Source organism: Acinetobacter sp. TAC-1, from assembly GCF_029025845.1.
GTDB lineage: Bacteria > Pseudomonadota > Gammaproteobacteria > Pseudomonadales > Moraxellaceae > Acinetobacter > Acinetobacter guillouiae.
On sequence record NZ_CP118892.1, the window covers coordinates 3,500,693 to 3,519,262 of the forward strand.

At 37.7% G+C, this 18,570-nt stretch carries 14 protein-coding genes; 3 read left to right on the plus strand and 11 right to left on the minus strand.

Annotated features, from left to right (window positions below; genetic code table 11):
• Positions 1-41 precede the first annotated feature (41 nt).
• The 5 genes from PYV58_RS16255 to PYV58_RS16275 form a co-directional block, all read right to left on the minus strand.
• Positions 42-929 carry a VOC family protein gene (locus PYV58_RS16255; RefSeq protein WP_034615930.1) on the minus strand — a complete coding sequence of 296 codons (888 nt, stop codon included), beginning with the start codon at positions 927-929 and terminating at the stop codon, positions 42-44.
• Between the two features lie 31 nt (positions 930-960).
• Positions 961-2,226, minus strand: coding sequence for an alpha/beta hydrolase (locus PYV58_RS16260; RefSeq protein WP_034615926.1), 1,266 nt, complete (start codon positions 2,224-2,226; stop codon positions 961-963).
• Between the two features lie 619 nt (positions 2,227-2,845).
• Positions 2,846-3,547: a TetR/AcrR family transcriptional regulator gene (locus PYV58_RS16265; protein ID WP_004819783.1), complete on the minus strand. Its 702-nt coding sequence runs from the start codon at positions 3,545-3,547 to the stop codon at positions 2,846-2,848.
• 294 nt (positions 3,548-3,841) lie between these two features.
• A complete protein-coding gene (locus PYV58_RS16270; RefSeq protein ID WP_034615923.1) occupies positions 3,842-6,046 on the minus strand; it encodes a TonB-dependent siderophore receptor in 2,205 nt (734 codons plus the stop codon).
• Between the two features lie 284 nt (positions 6,047-6,330).
• The gene (locus PYV58_RS16275; protein WP_034615920.1) at positions 6,331-6,945 is read right to left on the minus strand and encodes a MarC family protein; all 615 of its coding nucleotides are present in this window, start codon (positions 6,943-6,945) and stop codon (positions 6,331-6,333) included.
• Between the two features lie 205 nt (positions 6,946-7,150).
• On the opposite strand from PYV58_RS16275, the gene PYV58_RS16280 reads away from it, so the two are divergent.
• Together PYV58_RS16280 and proP are read left to right on the plus strand one after the other, a co-directional pair.
• Positions 7,151-7,585 (plus strand): hypothetical protein, encoded by a 435-nt coding sequence (locus PYV58_RS16280; RefSeq protein ID WP_275059581.1) that lies wholly within the window; start codon positions 7,151-7,153, stop codon positions 7,583-7,585.
• Between the two features lie 462 nt (positions 7,586-8,047).
• The gene (proP, locus tag PYV58_RS16285) at positions 8,048-9,529 is read left to right on the plus strand and encodes a glycine betaine/L-proline transporter ProP (RefSeq protein WP_004722280.1); all 1,482 of its coding nucleotides are present in this window, start codon (positions 8,048-8,050) and stop codon (positions 9,527-9,529) included.
• A 211-nt stretch (positions 9,530-9,740) separates the two neighbouring features.
• Here proP and PYV58_RS16290 read toward each other — a convergent pair whose 3' ends face one another.
• Both PYV58_RS16290 and PYV58_RS16295 read right to left on the minus strand, forming a co-directional pair.
• Complete coding sequence (locus PYV58_RS16290; protein ID WP_034615966.1) at positions 9,741-10,445, minus strand: hypothetical protein; 705 nt, start codon at positions 10,443-10,445, stop codon at positions 9,741-9,743.
• 153 nt (positions 10,446-10,598) lie between these two features.
• Positions 10,599-11,495 (minus strand): LysR family transcriptional regulator, encoded by an 897-nt coding sequence (locus tag PYV58_RS16295; protein WP_275059582.1) that lies wholly within the window; start codon positions 11,493-11,495, stop codon positions 10,599-10,601.
• A gap of 104 nt (positions 11,496-11,599) precedes the next feature.
• On the opposite strand from PYV58_RS16295, the gene PYV58_RS16300 reads away from it, so the two are divergent.
• Positions 11,600-12,583, plus strand: coding sequence for a zinc-dependent alcohol dehydrogenase family protein (locus tag PYV58_RS16300; protein WP_034615915.1), 984 nt, complete (start codon positions 11,600-11,602; stop codon positions 12,581-12,583).
• Positions 12,584-12,915: 332 nt separating this feature from the next.
• On the opposite strand, the gene PYV58_RS16305 is transcribed toward PYV58_RS16300, so the two are convergent.
• From PYV58_RS16305 to PYV58_RS16320, 4 genes are all read right to left on the minus strand, one after another.
• On the minus strand, positions 12,916-15,387 hold the full coding sequence (locus PYV58_RS16305) for a TonB-dependent receptor (protein WP_275059583.1): 2,472 nt from the start codon (positions 15,385-15,387) through the stop codon (positions 12,916-12,918).
• A gap of 149 nt (positions 15,388-15,536) precedes the next feature.
• Positions 15,537-16,544 carry a FecR domain-containing protein gene (locus PYV58_RS16310; RefSeq protein WP_034615908.1) on the minus strand — a complete coding sequence of 336 codons (1,008 nt, stop codon included), beginning with the start codon at positions 16,542-16,544 and terminating at the stop codon, positions 15,537-15,539.
• Positions 16,545-16,548: 4 nt separating this feature from the next.
• Entirely contained in the window at positions 16,549-17,055 is a 507-nt protein-coding gene (locus tag PYV58_RS16315; protein WP_034615906.1) for a sigma-70 family RNA polymerase sigma factor, read from the minus strand.
• Between the two features lie 386 nt (positions 17,056-17,441).
• Entirely contained in the window at positions 17,442-18,386 is a 945-nt protein-coding gene (locus PYV58_RS16320) for an acetoacetate decarboxylase (protein WP_227504261.1), read from the minus strand.
• Positions 18,387-18,570: the final 184 nt, after the last annotated feature.

Below are 18,570 nucleotides of genomic sequence, written 5' to 3' on the forward strand. Positions count from 1 at the left end.
CCTATTTTTTATGCGATCTTTTCCTGATCTAAACGGTTAACTCACAATTTGATTGACTCCATGGCTGGCACTAAACGGACTTGATCTCGATCATAACTTTCGATACGACCATGGATACCACCTGTAAATAGCCCCCACCAAACAGCGGGTTTTAATCCCAACGCTTTGCGGCGAAACTCAATAGGCGCATTGGATCGAATAATGTGATAGACAGGATGATCTGAGCTGACGGTACAACCTGCTTGCGTTTCAGCACTGCGTACCAAGGCAGAAAACTCCTCAACTTTTGGTACATAAATCTCAAGCTTTGCTTGAGGTACCTGTTCAATAAACATGGCCTTTTTATGCCATATCTGATCAATCTCAGTGATACGTTGTCCACGTAACTTGGCTTCTTCTTCCGCAGCAATTGCGGCTGCTAAAGTCAGTGCAGCATCATCAGCATCGACTTGAACCAGTGGTCTTAATTTACGCGTAAACTCAATGAAGTAACCATTTGGATCACGCACATAAATTGATTCAATCACTTCATGCGTGGTTTCAGCAGAAACCGTTAAACCTTTAGATTCCAGATGTTGTTTCCATGCTTTTAATTCATCGGGGTTTTCGACTAACCAAGCCGTATGTGTTGCATCAAATACATGATCTTCGGGTAATGGCGCAGCATTGTCTCTGCCCTGCATTTGTTCTGGTGCATCACTACCGAGATAGTAGAAAAATGCAATCGTGCTGCCATGACCACTATCAAAGAAAAAGTGTAAAAAATCTGGATGTGTAGCAGGTCCCCAGCCTCGGGCTGAAATCACATGAATGAGGGGCAAGCCTAAAATATCTCGATAAAACTCGACCGTTTCTTTTAACTTCCATGTCGGTCTAGCAGTATGGTCTACACCACAAAGCACCAATTTTGATGGAGAAGCGGTTTTCATCATAAAACTCCTCAACGTGTCTCGTTGAATATCAATTTGGAAAAGTACGCTTAAGCCAAACAGCAATCTGCCGTCCTGCCTCCAAACGCCCAGGTTCATCTTCGGGATTTAAGGCACGACCGTGATGATCTCCTGCAATACATAAATGTTGTTTATCTTGCGTCGGTAGGGCTTGAAAAACGTGCTGAACTTCTTCGGGAAAGCAAGCTTGATCACCTGTATATTCAATCACCAAAATCGGTTGATGCAGGGATGAAATAGTTTTTTCTAAGGTTGCATTGGAAGATAAACCTGACCATGTAGACAGCCAGCTTTCAGGGGTACATTGCCGAGCAAAACCCACAGCACCATAATTTGAGGTAAATGGATCACTTCCCCACAAAGATCCAAATTTACGCAAAGATGGATCAAGTGACAGATCAAAACAACGTAAATCGGCATCTGTACGCCACACATTAAAAATCGGAGTATGTGCCGCCAAACGCCGATCTTCTATGGTTGCTGATGTTCCTGCTATTTTGACTCGCTTACGGGCTTCAAGTCGGCGGCAAATTAATTCATGAGCATACGCATCTAAACGGGCGACCCGTGCTTTTTGTGCAGCACGATAGCGCGCAATAAATTCAGCACGATAATGGGTATTTTGTTTTCCTTTATAACCATTCTCTGGATTGAGCGGGTCCAAAGATGGATCGACAAGCAAAGCATTGTTTTCATCAATAACCGATGGATCAATACAATTTAAAAGTAATGCGCCTTGACCTGGATGAGGGCCGACAAAAATTAAACCATCTACTTTCGGCATATCGAGTTGTTCAAGTTTTGTAGGTCGCCCTCCCGGCGTATGCTTAATTCTTTGTTCTGGGGACAAACTAGACTGTTGAACATAAAAAGAAAATAGCCCCACACCACCAGAGTTTCCTAACAAGATAATTTGCTTAAACCCTTGTTCCTTTAAAAAATGCAATCCAGCAGCGACATCGTGTAATGCCAATTCATGTTCAAGGCGTAAATCATTACCAACAGAGCGTGGGAACTGCGACCATGCAGCATAACCCGCCGCAACAACATCAGGGATTAAATAGTGACACGCCATAAATTCACGGGGATGCATAATACAAACAACCGTATCAGTTCCTTGTGCTGGCATATATAACGAACCACCTGTAGCGGCTTGGTCTGCTGTGCGCAATACCACATTACGCGTCACTGTATCCGTAGGGATATCTCTTGGATTCCAATCCGTATTTAAAAATCCAGCAATCGCTTGTACGGTACTTTTTGTTGACTTCATCATGAATCGCTTACCTACATTCCTGTATTGATTTAATCTAGAACAAACTGACATATATGTCAAATATTTTACATAAAAGTAAAATGAGTAAAAACATCACAAAAATGAGCATTAAATTGATAAAGGAAATTAGAAAAATAAAATAGTAAAAACAATAGATTATAATTTTTATAAAAATATTAGACGCCTATTTTATTACTGTAAAATTTTTTACATATCTGTAAATTTATAAAAAATAAAAATATAAAATGGTTAAATTTAAAAAATTCTTAAGTTTTTATATCTAAGAGATATAGATTTTGTTGAGGCAATATTTTCTTAGATCTATCAGTATTTATTGCAAGAAATCATTTAAGCCTGAATACTTTCTCTCATAGAAGCGAGTTTTGTTTTTGAATTTTTTTAAATTTGTTTTGTGAAGCTCAATCATATGGGCTCGATAAAACACACAGAATTATAGGTAAAATGAGCGCTATCTAAGCTCTATACAACCTAGAAAAACCGACAAATCACCGACTTCTGCTGTTTTGAATATGAACCGTATCTTTTTATTCTATAAAGTAAAAATTATATAGTGAAATCAATATCTCACTAAATTTTCATCAAAATTAACGTTCTATATTTATGGCAATTGGCTCTCTAAAATATCTAATTGATCTCTAAGAATTTGCAAACTCTCTCGTGGAGAAGTCGAACGAAATTCTGATTGTTGTTGTTTTAACACTGAACGAAGTGCCAATTCTGCAATTTGCTGTGCGATTTGACTGGCTTCTTGAGCATCGCCTTCAAACCACCATGCCGTCCAATTACACATGCCAATCATTGAAAAAGCAGCCATATGAGCATTTGCTACTTGGAAAACACCCGCATTTACCCCCATTTTAATCACATGTACAAAATTCGATAGCACTGATTTTCTTGAAATTTCAGCAGTCGCTCTACCCTTTTCAGATAAACTACTCTCACTACGTTCTACCACTCTAAACTGTATAGGATGGGTGAGTATTAACATCGCATGTTTGATAATAAGCTCTCGAAGTAATTCTTCTGGTGCGAGATCATTCCGATCTAAGATATTCTTGGTTAGATTACTTGCTTCACGCGTAATTTCATCCGTCAGTGCTTCTAGAATTGATTCTTTATTTGGAAAATAGTAATAAATTGCAGGACGTGTAACAGCTAATAATTCAGCAATATCATGCATACTGGTACCACCGAATCCTTTTTCGATAAACAACTTAGATGCTGCTTTTAAAATAGATTCTCTTTGCATTTCATTACGCCCATTATGACGGCTCTTCATCGGTTTTGGCTTATCGAACATAAAACTACATGAAACCTGATCAATTATTAGAATTGTAGTTTACTTATATTTCGTTATTTGTGTTAATTTTTACTTTAAGTATAAAAGGCCTAACCCTAGCACTCGCCAAAGGTGTAGGCATTGCGCTTATCTCTTCAATTGTATTCGCTCTTTAAAGTATAAAACGATAGCCAACAACCAAGAAAATTCATCCAGCTAAAATCTAAAATAACGCTAAACGAACATTAAAATAAGTTTTAATAATTGTGTCTTGTCCTGAAAATGGCTGAAAATATCAGCCATCCTTCGATTAATTTAAAACTTTGCACGTAAGGTGAGCGTTGCATTTCGCGGATTACCGAAACGAATAGTTCCATCGCTATAAATTTGCGAATAATATTCTTTGTCAAAAATATTATTGATATTTAATGCAATATTCACTTTATCACTTAGTGGATAGCTTGCCACCAAGTTAGCAATCGTATATCCAGGCTGACGATAAGGATGTTCGTTATAACGACCAACCTTCCAAGTACTTTGATAATTTGCACCGCCGCCTAGGATTAAATTATTTGCAAACTTATAAGTCGCAAATAAACGTGCAATATGTTCAGGCGTATCCTCATTAAAAACTAAACCTTGATTTGTAGGATCGTTCGCATATTCCGTAGTATTGTATGTGTAGCCAAAACTTAGATTAAGATTGGGGATAATTTCACCACGAATCTCAGTTTCAATCCCTTTACTGATCACCTCTCCCGATGCAACATTACAATAAGCCTCGCCACCATTAAATGGGCATTGGCCTTTGGTGCTTTCATCTCGTATTGAGCGATTAATTTGATTGGTTTTAAACCCAGCAACTGATGCAATTAAACGATCATCCCAAAGCCCTGCTTTTAATCCAATTTCATAAACATTCCCCTGCACTGGATCAAGTAATGTCTCATTACGATCTTTGACATTTTGCACAACAAAAGTATCGGTATAACTCGCATATGCAGTCAATGCATCATTGATCGCATAAGTAAGCCCAAAGTATGGTGTTAAAATATTTGATTTCTTATATTCATTGACACTTTCATAATTGCTTTGGCGCACACCTGCAATAACTTTGAGCGGATCAATAATATTTAAACGCGTGGTGAGGTAGTATCCTGTCTGGCGTACCTGATCAGCGCTGGTATTTTGATAACGTGGTGCGATATAAGGTAGCTGATAAGGACTGTAATTTTTAATATTGACGTATAAATAGTCACGTGTCGGTGTTTCCCCTCCACCAACCAAACTATAATCTTCTAGCACTTGGTCCCAACTTGTCCATGCCCCTGTAATATTACTTTTACTGTGATTTGCACCAAATACCAAGTCATGCTCACGACCGAATAATTGATATGTCCCTTTTGCAAAAAAATCATAAATATCTAATTTTTGCTCATAGTTATATCCGTACTTATAAACAGTTGCTAAAGCGTTATCAGCACTTGTGGTTTTTGGAGCCACGCTCAATGAAGTAAATGCCATATCCATGGCATAGTTTGCCTTCATATAGCTGGCTTTTACTTCCCATCCATTATTAAATTTATGGCTTATATCTAAGAAAGCTTGCGTATTGGTTTTATCCCAAAAATCTCTGTAATCGCAACCACAATTAGAATTATCGATGCCTATTTTGGTTCCATTGAAATAGTTAGGAATTGTATTGACGGGAACTGCATGTTCACCTTGACGTGAATATCCAATATTCAATAGCGTATTTTCAGTTAAATCACTGCTCACAATTCCATACAAAACATTAGAATCACGAGTAACAGATTTCATAAATGAATCACCATCTTGACCTGCCACCACTAAACGACCACGCACGCTTCCAGATTGATTCAACGGACCAGAAACATCCATTTCTCCACGTACAGTATTCCATGAACCATAACTGACAGCGCCACTTGCCTGAAAAACTTCTGTTGGTTTTTTACGAATAAGATTAATTGCACCAGACGGGTCTCCAGAACCTTGCATTAACCCTGCCGCCCCTCGTAATACTTCAATACTTTCAATGGTTGCCATATCTGGTTTAGAGGAGGTGACATTACTTGCATTTACAGCAACACCATCATATTGCAATATATTTGAATTCCAACCATCTCCAACATTAAAGCCTCGGATAGAAAAGTTGGTCCTCTCCGTATTATCCCCTGTTAGCAAAATCCCTGTTGTATTTAAAAGTGCATCACCCAAATTTGTCGCACCCATATCTTCGATTTGTTTGCGGGTAATCACTGAAACCGATTGTGGGGTTTCTTTTATACTCAAATCGAGTTTAGTCGATGTACTGGCATTCTTTTTAGTGTAGTTATTTTCTGTATTGTTTTCTGCTGTAACAACGATCATGGGTAAAGCATGTGTTTGTTCCGTTGTTGCTTCTGTCGCAGCATAAGCTGTCCCTATCCAACAACTATAAAGTGCAAGATAAATTGCACTTTTAGCAAAGATTCGATTTTGAGAAATCCATTTATTCACGAAATAAAACTCTTAATCTAAATAAAAATCATTATCGTTATATTTCACATAAAAACAACATATATCTCCATATTTCTCCATTATTTTCCACTTCAAATTCGTTTTGTTAGACAAAGCTATAAAAGGAACAGCCTTTCAATCTGAAAGGCTAAAAAGATGATTTCTCGATGATATTGCTGAATAAACTTTGACATGGCCTGATGTAGATCCCTCACCTCAGCGTAAATCATGTCATCGTATTTATTTGATAATTACCTCAAAAAATGAATATAAACAAATTATTATTAATACTTTTCAAGCAAACCAATAACCCCAGTTGCGATCATATCAATTGCAATTGTGCCGATTAACAAGGCAGATAAACGTCCAACAATATCAAAATAGCGATCAATATATTTTGCATGGCTATAACGTAAATGGTCATGCCCATACTTCATGATCATTAAAATGCCACAACTAATAAATAAGGTAAAAGCAATCAACACAGCGGATTCGAGTAAAGACATACTCGCTCCTGTTACGACAGCCGCACTGATTGTGCCAGGACCAATCATAAATGGCATCGCCATGGTACTGGCCAAATGCGCAGGCGTTCCTCTCATTTCTCCGATAGTATCCGCGCCTTGAAATACAAAGCGATAACCAATCACTAAGAAAATTAGTCCACCAAAAATCTGAAATGATTCAAAACGAACATTTAAGTAAGTGCTGAAAATTGCTTCACCACCCCATGCAAAAAGCATAAAAACCACATAAGCAATCAAGGCACCTTGAGCCAAACCTTTATTGAATACATGGGTTTCAGTATGGCGAATCATCCCGATCATATAGATACTCATTAAAAACGGATTGAGTAATGAGAAAAACAAAACAAATGGATGGATATAATTTGAAAACATAATGGCTTTCCATAAAACAAAATCAGGAAACAAAATCAAAAAAAGAGCTTACTTTGCTAAAATTGTACTTCTCAACAAGGGGATACTTTGTCTAACTAATCATTAAAATTGTAAATTTTATTAAGATTCAGTCACTTATTTTTACAAAAAATATAATCAGGACTTACACAAACGAGGTTCAGCAACGAGTCAAGGACTTGCATATATGAAACGAACAGAGATATTCAATAATTTTCAATGTCCATTTATAAATGGAATTTTTCTGCACAATGGAGAAATATTTGTTCTCGATTATAGAAACAAAGATAACGCAACTGTGGATATCGTAAGGAAATTAAATTTCTTTGATGATAAAGTAAAGAAAGCGGATCTTATTGATTTTGATTATATGGGGCAGATTAGTTATGCGGACTATCAGATAAGATATGGTGAGGGTAGTTTTGGTGGGGATGGTGTGGTCGGTCTGTTTTTAAAAAATGAGTTAGTGTGGTTTTTGTTTTTGGAGAACAGTAACCCTTTTTGTAAGGCGATTATTAAAGACCATATTGTTTTTGTTCAAAGTACCAATGGAGTGATATTCTCAATTCCAATCGATAATCCTCAGCTGTTGCAGGTTGTCAAAAATCCGGATTTTTTATAATTCGACTTTATAAGCAGAGGTTTTATATGAAATAATTTTTTGGTGTTTTTTGCTGAATTGTGAGGATCAATGCCTATCCATTGCTTTAGTCACCATCCCAACACTTCTTCTTTAGTCTCAAATTTTTTTAATCATTCAATTTATTTTTAAGCATGGTCAAAACAAATTTAGCTAAAGGAAACACAACTGTTATTCTCAAGCCTTTTGATTGATTTATATACGTTAAACTTATTACATAATTGCATCAGATCTCATACATTTTGTTCATGATTACCCAACACATAAAATTCACAAAAAAACTAAAATTATAATCAATTGATATTTATTAAAATTCTATGACATTGAAATCTTAAATGTAACCTAGCGTTATATTTTTTAATCATTTCTGCTCATGATGAATTTTTTTTGATTGTGTTTTAAAGAGGTTTTTTAACACTGTCATTCATTAGGATTAAGCCATTTATGTATAAAAGAAAAATCAAACCACTTGAAATCGATGATGTCGAAATTATTGATTATGATAAGACTAAAAAAGCCATTAAAGCCGCAGCTTTAGGGAATGCCATCGAATGGTTTGATTTTGGTGTGTATGGCTATGTCGCTTATGTATTGGGTAAAGTCTTTTTCCCCAATTCATCACCCAGTATACAAATGATTGCGGCCCTTGCCACCTTTTCTATACCCTTTATATTTCGACCTTTAGGTGGATTATTTTTCGGGCATTTAGGCGATAAATACGGTCGTCAAAAAATTCTGGCAATCACCATTATTATCATGTCGGTCAGTACCTTTGGTATTGGTTTGATTCCATCTTATGAAAGTATAGGGATTTGGGCCCCTATTTTGTTGCTCATTGTAAAAATTGCACAAGGCTTTTCGGTCGGAGGTGAATATGCTGGAGCAGCAATATTTGTAGCGGAATATTCTCCAGATCGAAAGCGTGGTTTCATGGGAAGCTGGCTGGATTTTGGTTCTATTTTAGGTTTTGTTGTTGGAGCGGGCGTCGTTTCAATGATCAGCTTTTCCATGGGCGAAGCTGCCTTTGTCGATTGGGGCTGGCGTATTCCTTTTTATTTAGCACTACCGCTGGGACTGATTGGCTTATATTTACGTCACTCTTTAGATGAGACACCAACCTTTCAGGCACATGCCGAAGAACAGTCACAATCGAAAAAACCGCAAAAAGTCGGTTTTAAACAAATTTTCCGTGAACATAAACGCAGTCTACTGGTCTGTGTCGGACTCGTACTATGTACCAATGTTACCTACTACATGCTACTCACCTATTTACCAAGTTATTTCTCACATAACTTAGGCTATTCAGAAAATCACGGCGTTCTGATTATTATTGCCGTAATGGTTGGAATGCTCTTTGTACAGCCGTTTGTAGGCATGCTCAGTGACAAAATTGGCCGTCGCCCATTTGTCTTTGCAGGCAGCATTGCGCTGATTGTCTTGTCATACCCTGCCTTTATATTGCTTGCCACCAATAATGTTTATTTAATTTTCTTGGGTCTGTTGATGTTGGCACTTTCACTGAATATGTTGATTGGAATAATGGCTTCTACCCTACCCGCATTGTTTCCAACTGAAATTCGTTATAGTGCACTTGCAATCGCGTTTAATATTTCTGTGGTGATTGCAGGTTTAACCCCGACTATCACAGCAGCATTGGTTGAAACCACTCAGAATATTATGGTGCCTGCCTATTATTTGGTGATTTGTGGTTGCTTTGGGGTGATTACTGCGATTTATCTTAAAGAAACAGCCAACTTACCGCTCAAAGGTGCAAAACCAATGGCCGTTGATACTGAAGAAGCTGAAGAACTTCTCGAACAATATCATGGAAATATTGAGCAAAAAATCGAAAAAATTGATCAAAAAATCGAAGAGCTGCAAGAAAAGCGTGACCATCTCGCCAAGCAGCATCCTGATATTGATTAATGATCTTAAATGGGCTTATTCAATATGGTTGAGTTGGATAAGCCTCTAGCTGAGATTGATTATTCTTTGTAGCAAATAAAACATAAGGATGCTGGAGTGGATGATATAGACGCCACGAGAAGATTAAAGTGCCCAATGAAATTGATTGAGCGTTTTATGACATAAGTGTCGTACTATTACATGATAAGACAATATGGCAGAATTAAAGAAATCATCTTCTTTTCTTACGCTTTTTTGTTTTGCTGTTTCTTTTGGATGACATAATTTTCCCAGTTCCCAGCCCACGGAAAAAGTAATTGCCGAGATAAATGAATAAAAGAAAGAAATAAAAAATAGGAGAGATACTGAACAAGCTTATGACCAATTCCCAGAACAATACGCCTATTCTATAGTTGTAACTCCATTCTATGAGTGCACCTTTACGGCTGCCACTTTGGAATGAAATTTCATCATGAACAAAGTGCCAAATACTGCCAAGAAAACATAAAATAAAAATAATCGAAACTAATGTTTTTTTGATTATTGGTTTTTCTAACCAAGGATATTTATATGAAGAAGAGAATTCGAATTGTACGAATAAACTGTAAATCTTTTTTTGGAAGTTTTCTTGAATGCCATACTTTTTTAAGAATAACCAGCAGACATAACAACTTAAGAAAAACATAATCATTGTAATGTATATACTAGAAAGAATAGTAAAAAATGGTAGTGGTCCTTTTGTACCCACGGTAATCAACAAATTTTCTGTGATGTACTTATAAATGGAATATTGCCAATCATGTCTTGGATAAGCTGGAAATAGCAATAAAGGCGGGATAAATAGAAGAATTGAAAGTTGCAAAAGTAATTTATTTTGTCTTTTTTGCTTTGCTTGATATTCTTGCATTTCTGGTGATTGATAAGGCTTTTTAGACATTTTAACTTTAAAATTTAAAATCATTTCTCATTCATTAAGATCACCCCTACAGCGAGGACCTTAACAAAGTATATTCAGCTATAAAATTAAAACAACAATTTCCTTAAACTATAATTTTATGACATTTTTTAAAATTTATATATTCATAATTTATCAATCACTTCTTATAAAATTTTCAGCCAAATAGTTATAGAGCAATTTGATTCGTTTTGGCGTTGGTCCCAATTGTGGGCGATATAAATACAATCCCCATGGAGATGACTTAACATTTTTCATAACTTCTATAGCAGTACCTTGCTGAATCATCGGTAATGCCAAAAATTCTGGAATATGAGCAAAACCAATACCATCAACTATTGCCTGACAATAAGCATCAAGGTCATTGGTTGAAAAAGATGGCAAGTTAGGTAAAAAAGTTTGATCATATTCAACCCCCCAAAACCAATATTGATTTAAAGATAAATTTTCAAAGGCAATGATAGGAAAATTATCTAAATCGCCAATCTGATAAGGCTGTCCAACTCTTTTTATGAGATCTGGTGAACCCACTACACGAAAACCGATATTCATAACTTTTCGAGACACAAAGCGATTGTCATTTAAAAAGCCAACACGAAGTCCAATATCTATTTGATTTTCAATTACATCACTGTGTTCATCAGTCAAAATACAACTGACCTTTATATTTGGATATTCAGTCTGAAACTTTGTAATTAAAGGTATAACTAAGTGTCGACCAAACGCAGTTGGCATCGTTAAACGAATATGACCAGAGATATTCTGATTAGATTCCTGGGTATTGTTTTTCACCAATTCATTAATTTGTTTTAGTAAAGGCTGAGCTTGTCTTAACAACTCTTCCCCTGCACGGGTAATTTTATGACCACGTGTGCTCCGATAAAAAAGAATTTCTCCTTTCTGATCCTCAAGTTCCTGTATGGCACGTGTAATTGACTGAGGTGATTTCCCCAACTTTACAGCAGCTTTTTTGAAATTTTCAGTATTCGCCACTGTACAGAAAATTTTAATCAGTTCGAAATAATTACTCATAGCTTATTCCAAAATATGGAATTAAGAAATCCAAATTGTATCATTTTTTTTGATTTATTATTTAAGTATATTTAATTTTTAACTTTGTTATTACAGGTATAGCAATGAAAGCACAAATCTTGAAAAGCTATGATATTAAGGAATTTAGTCTGGTTGAAATTCCAATTCCTGAGATTGATTCGCATGAAGTTTTGGTCAAAATTCATAGTAGTGGTGTTAACCCTATCGATTATAAAATCCGTGAAGGGACAGCGCCTTATGCAGATCCCATTCTCCCCGCAATACTCGGAACAGATCTTGCTGGTGAAATCATAAAGGTAGGTGAAAATGTTAATAACTTTATCGTTGGAGATAAAGTATATGGTTTGGCTGGTGGTGTCCGAGGATTACAAGGCACCTTAGCTGAATATATTGCTGTAGATGCAGATTTACTTGCAATTAAACCTAAAAATTTATCTATGCGGGAAGCTGCTGCCTTACCTTTGGTTTTTTTAACGGCTTGGGAAGGCCTTGTGGATAGAGCTCAAGTTAAAAAGGGGGATTCCGTCTTAGTTCAAGGTGGTGCTGGTGGTGTTGGTCATATGGTTGTTCAGCTTGCAAAAGCTAAAGGTGCGGAGGTATATGCAACAGGTAAAGCACACAATCGTAAAATGATTGAAGATCTTGGAGCAATAGCAATTGATTATGAGACACAAAGTATTGATGATTATGTTCAGAAACATACTGCGGGTCAGGGTTTTGATATTATTTATGACACTGTTGGTGGTAATACTCTTGCTAACTCCTTATCAGCAATTAAATCATATGGACACATTTCTAGTTGCTACGCCTTTAGTGAAATAAATTTAGCCCCTTCATCTTTACGAGCTGCAACGCTTTCAGGTGTTTTCGTCCTCTTACCGCTACTCACTGGTCAAGGTCGAGCACACCATGGTGCTATTTTGCGACAACTGACTGAATATGTTGAGTCAGGAAAAATTCGCCCTATTGTTGATCGTCATACTTTTAGTTTGGAAAATGCTCTTGAAGCGCATGATTTTTTAGAAAGTGGATCTGCGTCAATCAAAGTAGTCATTGATATTATTTAACTCGCTCGGTTTAGGACTAAACTTTGTCAAAAAAGAAGACCCTTGAAAATGCACTGCCCCAAAATCATGGACAGTTTAGTTAACACTGGATTGAGTTCTGAATTGAATAGGCCTCAATCCTTTTAGTTTAATTTAATTTTCTATTAGCGGCTGTGGCATTTCATAAATAGCTTGCGTTGTAGGCTAAAATTGAGCATAAGACGTATACATCGTAAAGCATAAATAAGAATAGCGAGACGGTATACTCCCCCCCTTTTCAAAAAGGGAGGAGTAGTCGCCTAGTTGAGTATTGGTTTCAGATGAGCAGTTTCCTCCCCACCTTCACTTACGACTTAATACTTATATTTCACGCTGAGCATAAAATTACGTGGCTCACCATAGACCCCAGAGTTATAGAAGCCGATGTTGGTAAAGTAGTGTTGATCAAAAATATTATTTAAATTAATCGCAGTGCTTAAATGTTCATTAAACTGGTAGTTGGCCATTAGATCGACCAATACAAAGGCTTTCTGATCAATCACTTCACTACGTTTTTTGACATTGTTATATACCGTTTGCCATCCGTGGTTCTGCCAACGAACATTCCCGCCCACGCTTAAACCTTCGAGCTGCTGATCAAATTTATACTGGGTAGAGATATTAAATTGATGTTCTGGTTCCCACGTTGAAATCTTCTCACCATCATGGTCCTTAATTTGCTTATAGGTATAACCACTTTGCACTTGGACATTGGGGAAAACCTCACCAGAAGCTTCAATTTCTACCCCCTTAGTTTTGGCTTTCGCACCAATCCATGCAAAATCAACAGCGGGATTACTTGGCGCACCATTATAAACAATGTCCTCAATGGCACGATTGGATTCATGGATTTCAAAATAAGCGATACTGGCATTTAACTTGGCATCATCGGATTGAAACTTAAAGCCGCCTTCGTAGTTTTTACCTTCGTCTGGATCTAGGATTTTATTGGCTGACGACTTATACCAGATATCATAAGGCATAAAGATATCGCTGAGACTGGCATAAGCACTGACTCGATCAGTGATGTCATAGACGACCCCCACATAGGGAATGAAGCGATTCTTTTCCTCAACCACACCTTGTAAGCCTTTCATTTTATAGTTGATCATACGGGTGCCTAAGAGCACCTTTAAATCATCTGCCAGATTTAAACGTGTACTGGCATAGGCACCATATTGTGAAGTACGGTCACGGGTATAGGCATTTGGCTCACCCCAATTTGGCTGTGCAATATTGCCATCCCATTGGCTAAAATCGGAAATATGTGAATCATAACCCTGCATGCCACCATACCAATCTTTCCCCTTCCAACGTGAATAAGCCCCACTTGCGCCTAAGACCAAATCATGTTGCCGACCAAGCAGCGCAAACTTACCTGTGCTATACAACTCCAATGAATCACTGACGGTACGACCGATATATTGAGAAGGCCAAAGATTAGCGGAACCATCTAATTTAGGATAATAGCCTTGGATCGTGCCTAGTGTTGCATCATAGCCATTAATTTTATGGTCATATTGCAGAGTCAGTGCCCAATCGTCATTAAATTTATGATGTACATTGGCAAAAATGGTGCGGGTATATTGTTTCCATTCACTCCAATTGGCACCATTATTAAAGGAGCGATCTGGATCAGGATTACGTTCCCCTTCACCATTAAATAAAGGAAAAGAGCCTGACCATGTCGATGCTTTAGGGTCATTGTTCTGGTAATCAGCACCCAGTGTAACTAAAGTTTTATCGCCTAAATCTGCTTCGACAATGCCATAAAATACAGCACTTTTACGTTCATAACGATCCATAAAAGATTCTTTGTCTTGACCCGCAGCCACAAAACGTCCACGAATAGTTTGCTCATCATTCAGTGAACCACTGACATCTGCCATAGCACGGTAATTATTCCAAGAACCTGCGCTTAAACTCAGCGATGCTTGAGTCTCTGCGGTTGGTTTTTTACGTACTAAGTTGATGGTTGCTCCTAAAGATCCCACCCCTGTAAGTAAGCCCGTTGCCCCTTTGAGTACTTCGACACGGTCATAAATAGCAGAATCACTGAGCGTATTACCCGCAGCATAACCGACATTTCGAGTCGTAGAAGGAATGCCATCATATTGGAAATTATTAATGGCAAAACCGCGTGAGTAATAACTGGTCCGTTCACTGTCGTAAGCTGATACGGTAATCCCAGGGGTATGTGACATGACTTGATCAATATTATTTAACTGAAAATCATCCATCAACTGTCGTGTAATCACACTAATGGTTTGTGGTGTTTCTTTCGGTGTAAGCACTAAACGCGTGGCGGTGGCAATTTTACCTGGCGTATAAGAACCACTATTTTCAGTAATTTCCCCCAACTGATTGGCAGTCACGACAATGGTCTCAAGTTTCGCTGCTGGATTGTCAGCGTGAGAATTTGTTGCCACGGCTGAATCCGTTGCCGTGTTTGCAACTGTTGTGGTTTTCGACATCTGACGTCGTTCAATTCGCCACACCCGTGGACTTTGTTGAACAAGCTGTAGATCTGTGTCTTTTAATAACTGTTGAAAACCCTGAGCAATATCAAAACTGCCACTTAAACCGTTGGTTTTATACCCCTGCGTCAGTTTCGGATCAAAAGACAATGCAATATTAGACTGTAGAGCAAAATTAGAAAGCGCTTGTCCCAAATCCCCTGAAGCCACTTGATAATGCTTTTGAGTTGCTGCTGTTTCAGCATGGCTAAATGCACTGACACCCAACATGCTGCTCAGTACCAATAAATGCATGACCGAATAACGCATTTTTTTCTCGCGGCTTATTTTATATGGCTTCGGTTTTTTCAAATTTTTTGCGTGTTGCAATGCTAGAGACACCATAACCCCCTATTGAATACCAATGAGTTCTCTTATTAGCCTTGCCAGTTGAGTTTTAAAAAAGTGTCAGCCTTAAATTATTTTTTTTCACCAATACTGACCCAATAGCCCTGTGCATAGCGATTGATGTCTAACTTATAGGTGACAGCCAACATGCTATATAGCGTTGGCAAATCATTGATTGGATAAGTCCCTGATATTTTAATCTGAGCAATATCATCATCTAAAGCAATATAACCTTTTTGATATTTTCCTATACGCTGAACGAATTCAGACAATGGCAGATCATTCACGATCATCCAGCCCTGCGTCCAACTGTTGCGTGTAAGATCAGCACTTGTAACCTCGGCGGCCTGCTCGCGATTCAAATGACTTTGCTGACCCGCCGCAACAATCACCGTCTGAGTTGGATGACGTTGCGGTTGTAATTTCACCGCACCTTGCTCGACGAATACCCAAGACTGCTTTGGATCAAGCTCTACTGAAAATTCAGTACCCAAAGCCTGCATTTGCCCATGTTGGGTTTGCACAAAGAATGGGCGTTGCTGTTGATCTTTCGCAGTTTTAATCCAGATCTGACCTTTTCTTAATACGACATTACGTTGCTTAGCACTATAGTCCAGATCAATTGCCGATGCGCTGTCTAAATACAGCTCACCACCATCGGGGAGTTTAATTTTTTCAATTTCACCCACTTTTGTACGATAGTCTGCCGTCCATTGTTGCTGCTGATTTAAGCTATAGCCTAAATACAGTAACGATAGACCAGCCAAAACCCACATGTAATGACGGCGTTTTCTCCATGAAGATGATATGCTTTGCTTTAAAATAGGCCGTGCTACTTCTGTTGGCAGTTGATCAAAAGTATGATGCAGTTGCTGCATTTTTTGCCAAACTTTGGCATGCACTGAACTTTGTTGCTGCCAGATCTGTAATTGCTGTAATTCTTGCGGACTCAACTCGCCTTGGTTTAAACGCATACACCAATCAGCCGCTTCATTTAAAATTTGTTGCTTCTGTTGTTGATCTTGTTTTGAGTCTGATTTTTGATTGTGTTGTTGTTCAGATTCATTCTGCTTTGACATTGGCTTAGTCGTCCAGCATCGCAGACAGACAATGTACATACGCTTTTTTCATATAGCGTTTGACTGAACTTAGGGAAATATCCAATTTGACTGCAATCTCATCGTATTTCAGCCCTTCAAGCTGTGCATAGAGAAAAGTATCGCGTACCACCGCAGGCAGTTGCTCTAACAATTGTGTCACTTCAAGCAAACTTTCAATAATCAAACAGTGCTGTTCTGGAGAGATTTCTTCGAGTTCAGGTTGTAGCGCCAACACGTCTAAATATGCCCGCTCAATATGCTTACGTTGAATCCAATTGATCATCAAGCCTTTGGCTACAGTGGTCAAATAAGCACGTGGTTGCAATAATTCAATTTGCTGTCGTCGTGCCATCACTCTTAAGAAAGTATCTTGTGCCAAATCAGCTGCATCAGAGCTATTGCCTAACTTTTTATATAGCCATGCATATACCCAAGAATGATGTTCTTGATAAAGTTGAGCAATATCATGATTGGGAAGCGACGCAGACATGGAAAAAGTTTATTTAAGCGAATGATAATTATTATCAGTAATTTAATGGCTAAATTCAATCATTATTTTCATCTTAACCACGCCCTTGTCCAACTCGCTTTTATTGCACAAACCCAAGCTATATATCATCCATAAAGGCCTATCATCGACAATGGCATAAACTCCACAGAGGAAATTAAAATTCTTCAGGATTAACGATCCTCTATTAAGGACATATTATTTTTTCATCATGATTAATTTATAGGGATTTTGATTGTGCTTTTAACTCAATTAAAGACAACGACAAACTGAATAAAGATCATAAATTTAACGAAAAAGGACAAGAAATTGATATTTTCGCTATGAAAAAAACGTGATGTAAAATCATCACGCTTTATTTTTATTTATTAATTCCATTCAACAATCGGTGTTGGCATATGCAGTGCCAACTGAGCATCTTTGATCACATCCATTCGTAAGATTTTTTTAGCACCGAGTTGATCCAATAATTGACTGACTGGGCCACCATAACGATTTAACTCAACATGTTTTGGAAATAACTTTTGAGCAAATTTTTGGTTATTTGCCTGAACATATGAACGATACCAAATACCATCAACCTGATTCAGCATGGTTTTCTTTTCTTGCTGTGATTGATTTTTTACAGTTTTAAGTTTTGGTGTTGGCGCAGATAGGCTGATGTCGAGATTGCCTTGAGTATCATACAAATGCGCTTGGACCTGATCAGCTATTTTTAAATCAATTGCAGTGAGCCACTTGGGTAAATCATAACCATAAACACCACGTACACGTGCAATTTCAGTATCGACAGGTAGTGCAAGGACATAACCATAATAATCGAGTGTACGTGCAGATTTGATTAACTCTGAAATATTGACGCCTTTTGCATGAGGACGGCGAACCACAACAGCAACAGATACTTCATCATAAGGATCGTTATCACAGACATCATAGGCAAAAAAAGTAAGTGAGACCAACCCATAACCAGGTATTGGGCTTAGGGGTTCAACTTTAGTAGGCAACTTTGCTTTTAACTTGTCTAATGGTGCAAGCATCAACAGTTGAACATTGCTGGTTTTATAATAATAGTTTGGCGACCACACTTGGCCTATACGTGTTTCAACCAGTTGCTTAGGAATCTTTCTAAAGAAATCTATATTGCCAATACCAGATTCTTTTGCAACTTCATCTAAATTTGGTTGCATATGGAATCGGTCATAAAAACCACCTTTAGGAACCAGTACCTTATGCGGTCCAAATTCAACCTCTACAAACGCTTTTGCATTTGGATATTGAGTGGTTGGTTGCTTTGCATTAACTCGATTGGTCATTACAGTATTTATATTTTGCATCGCTGTATTCTCTGGTGAATGTGAGATGTTACTGAGCTAATTGTTTGGTGTAAGATCATTTGCTGCAAAAGCAGAATGTACGAATGCCAAACCTATAAAAAGCGTTTGCGTTGTTCGATTTAAATTAAAAAATTTCAACATCGCTTTCACTCTAATTCAGCAT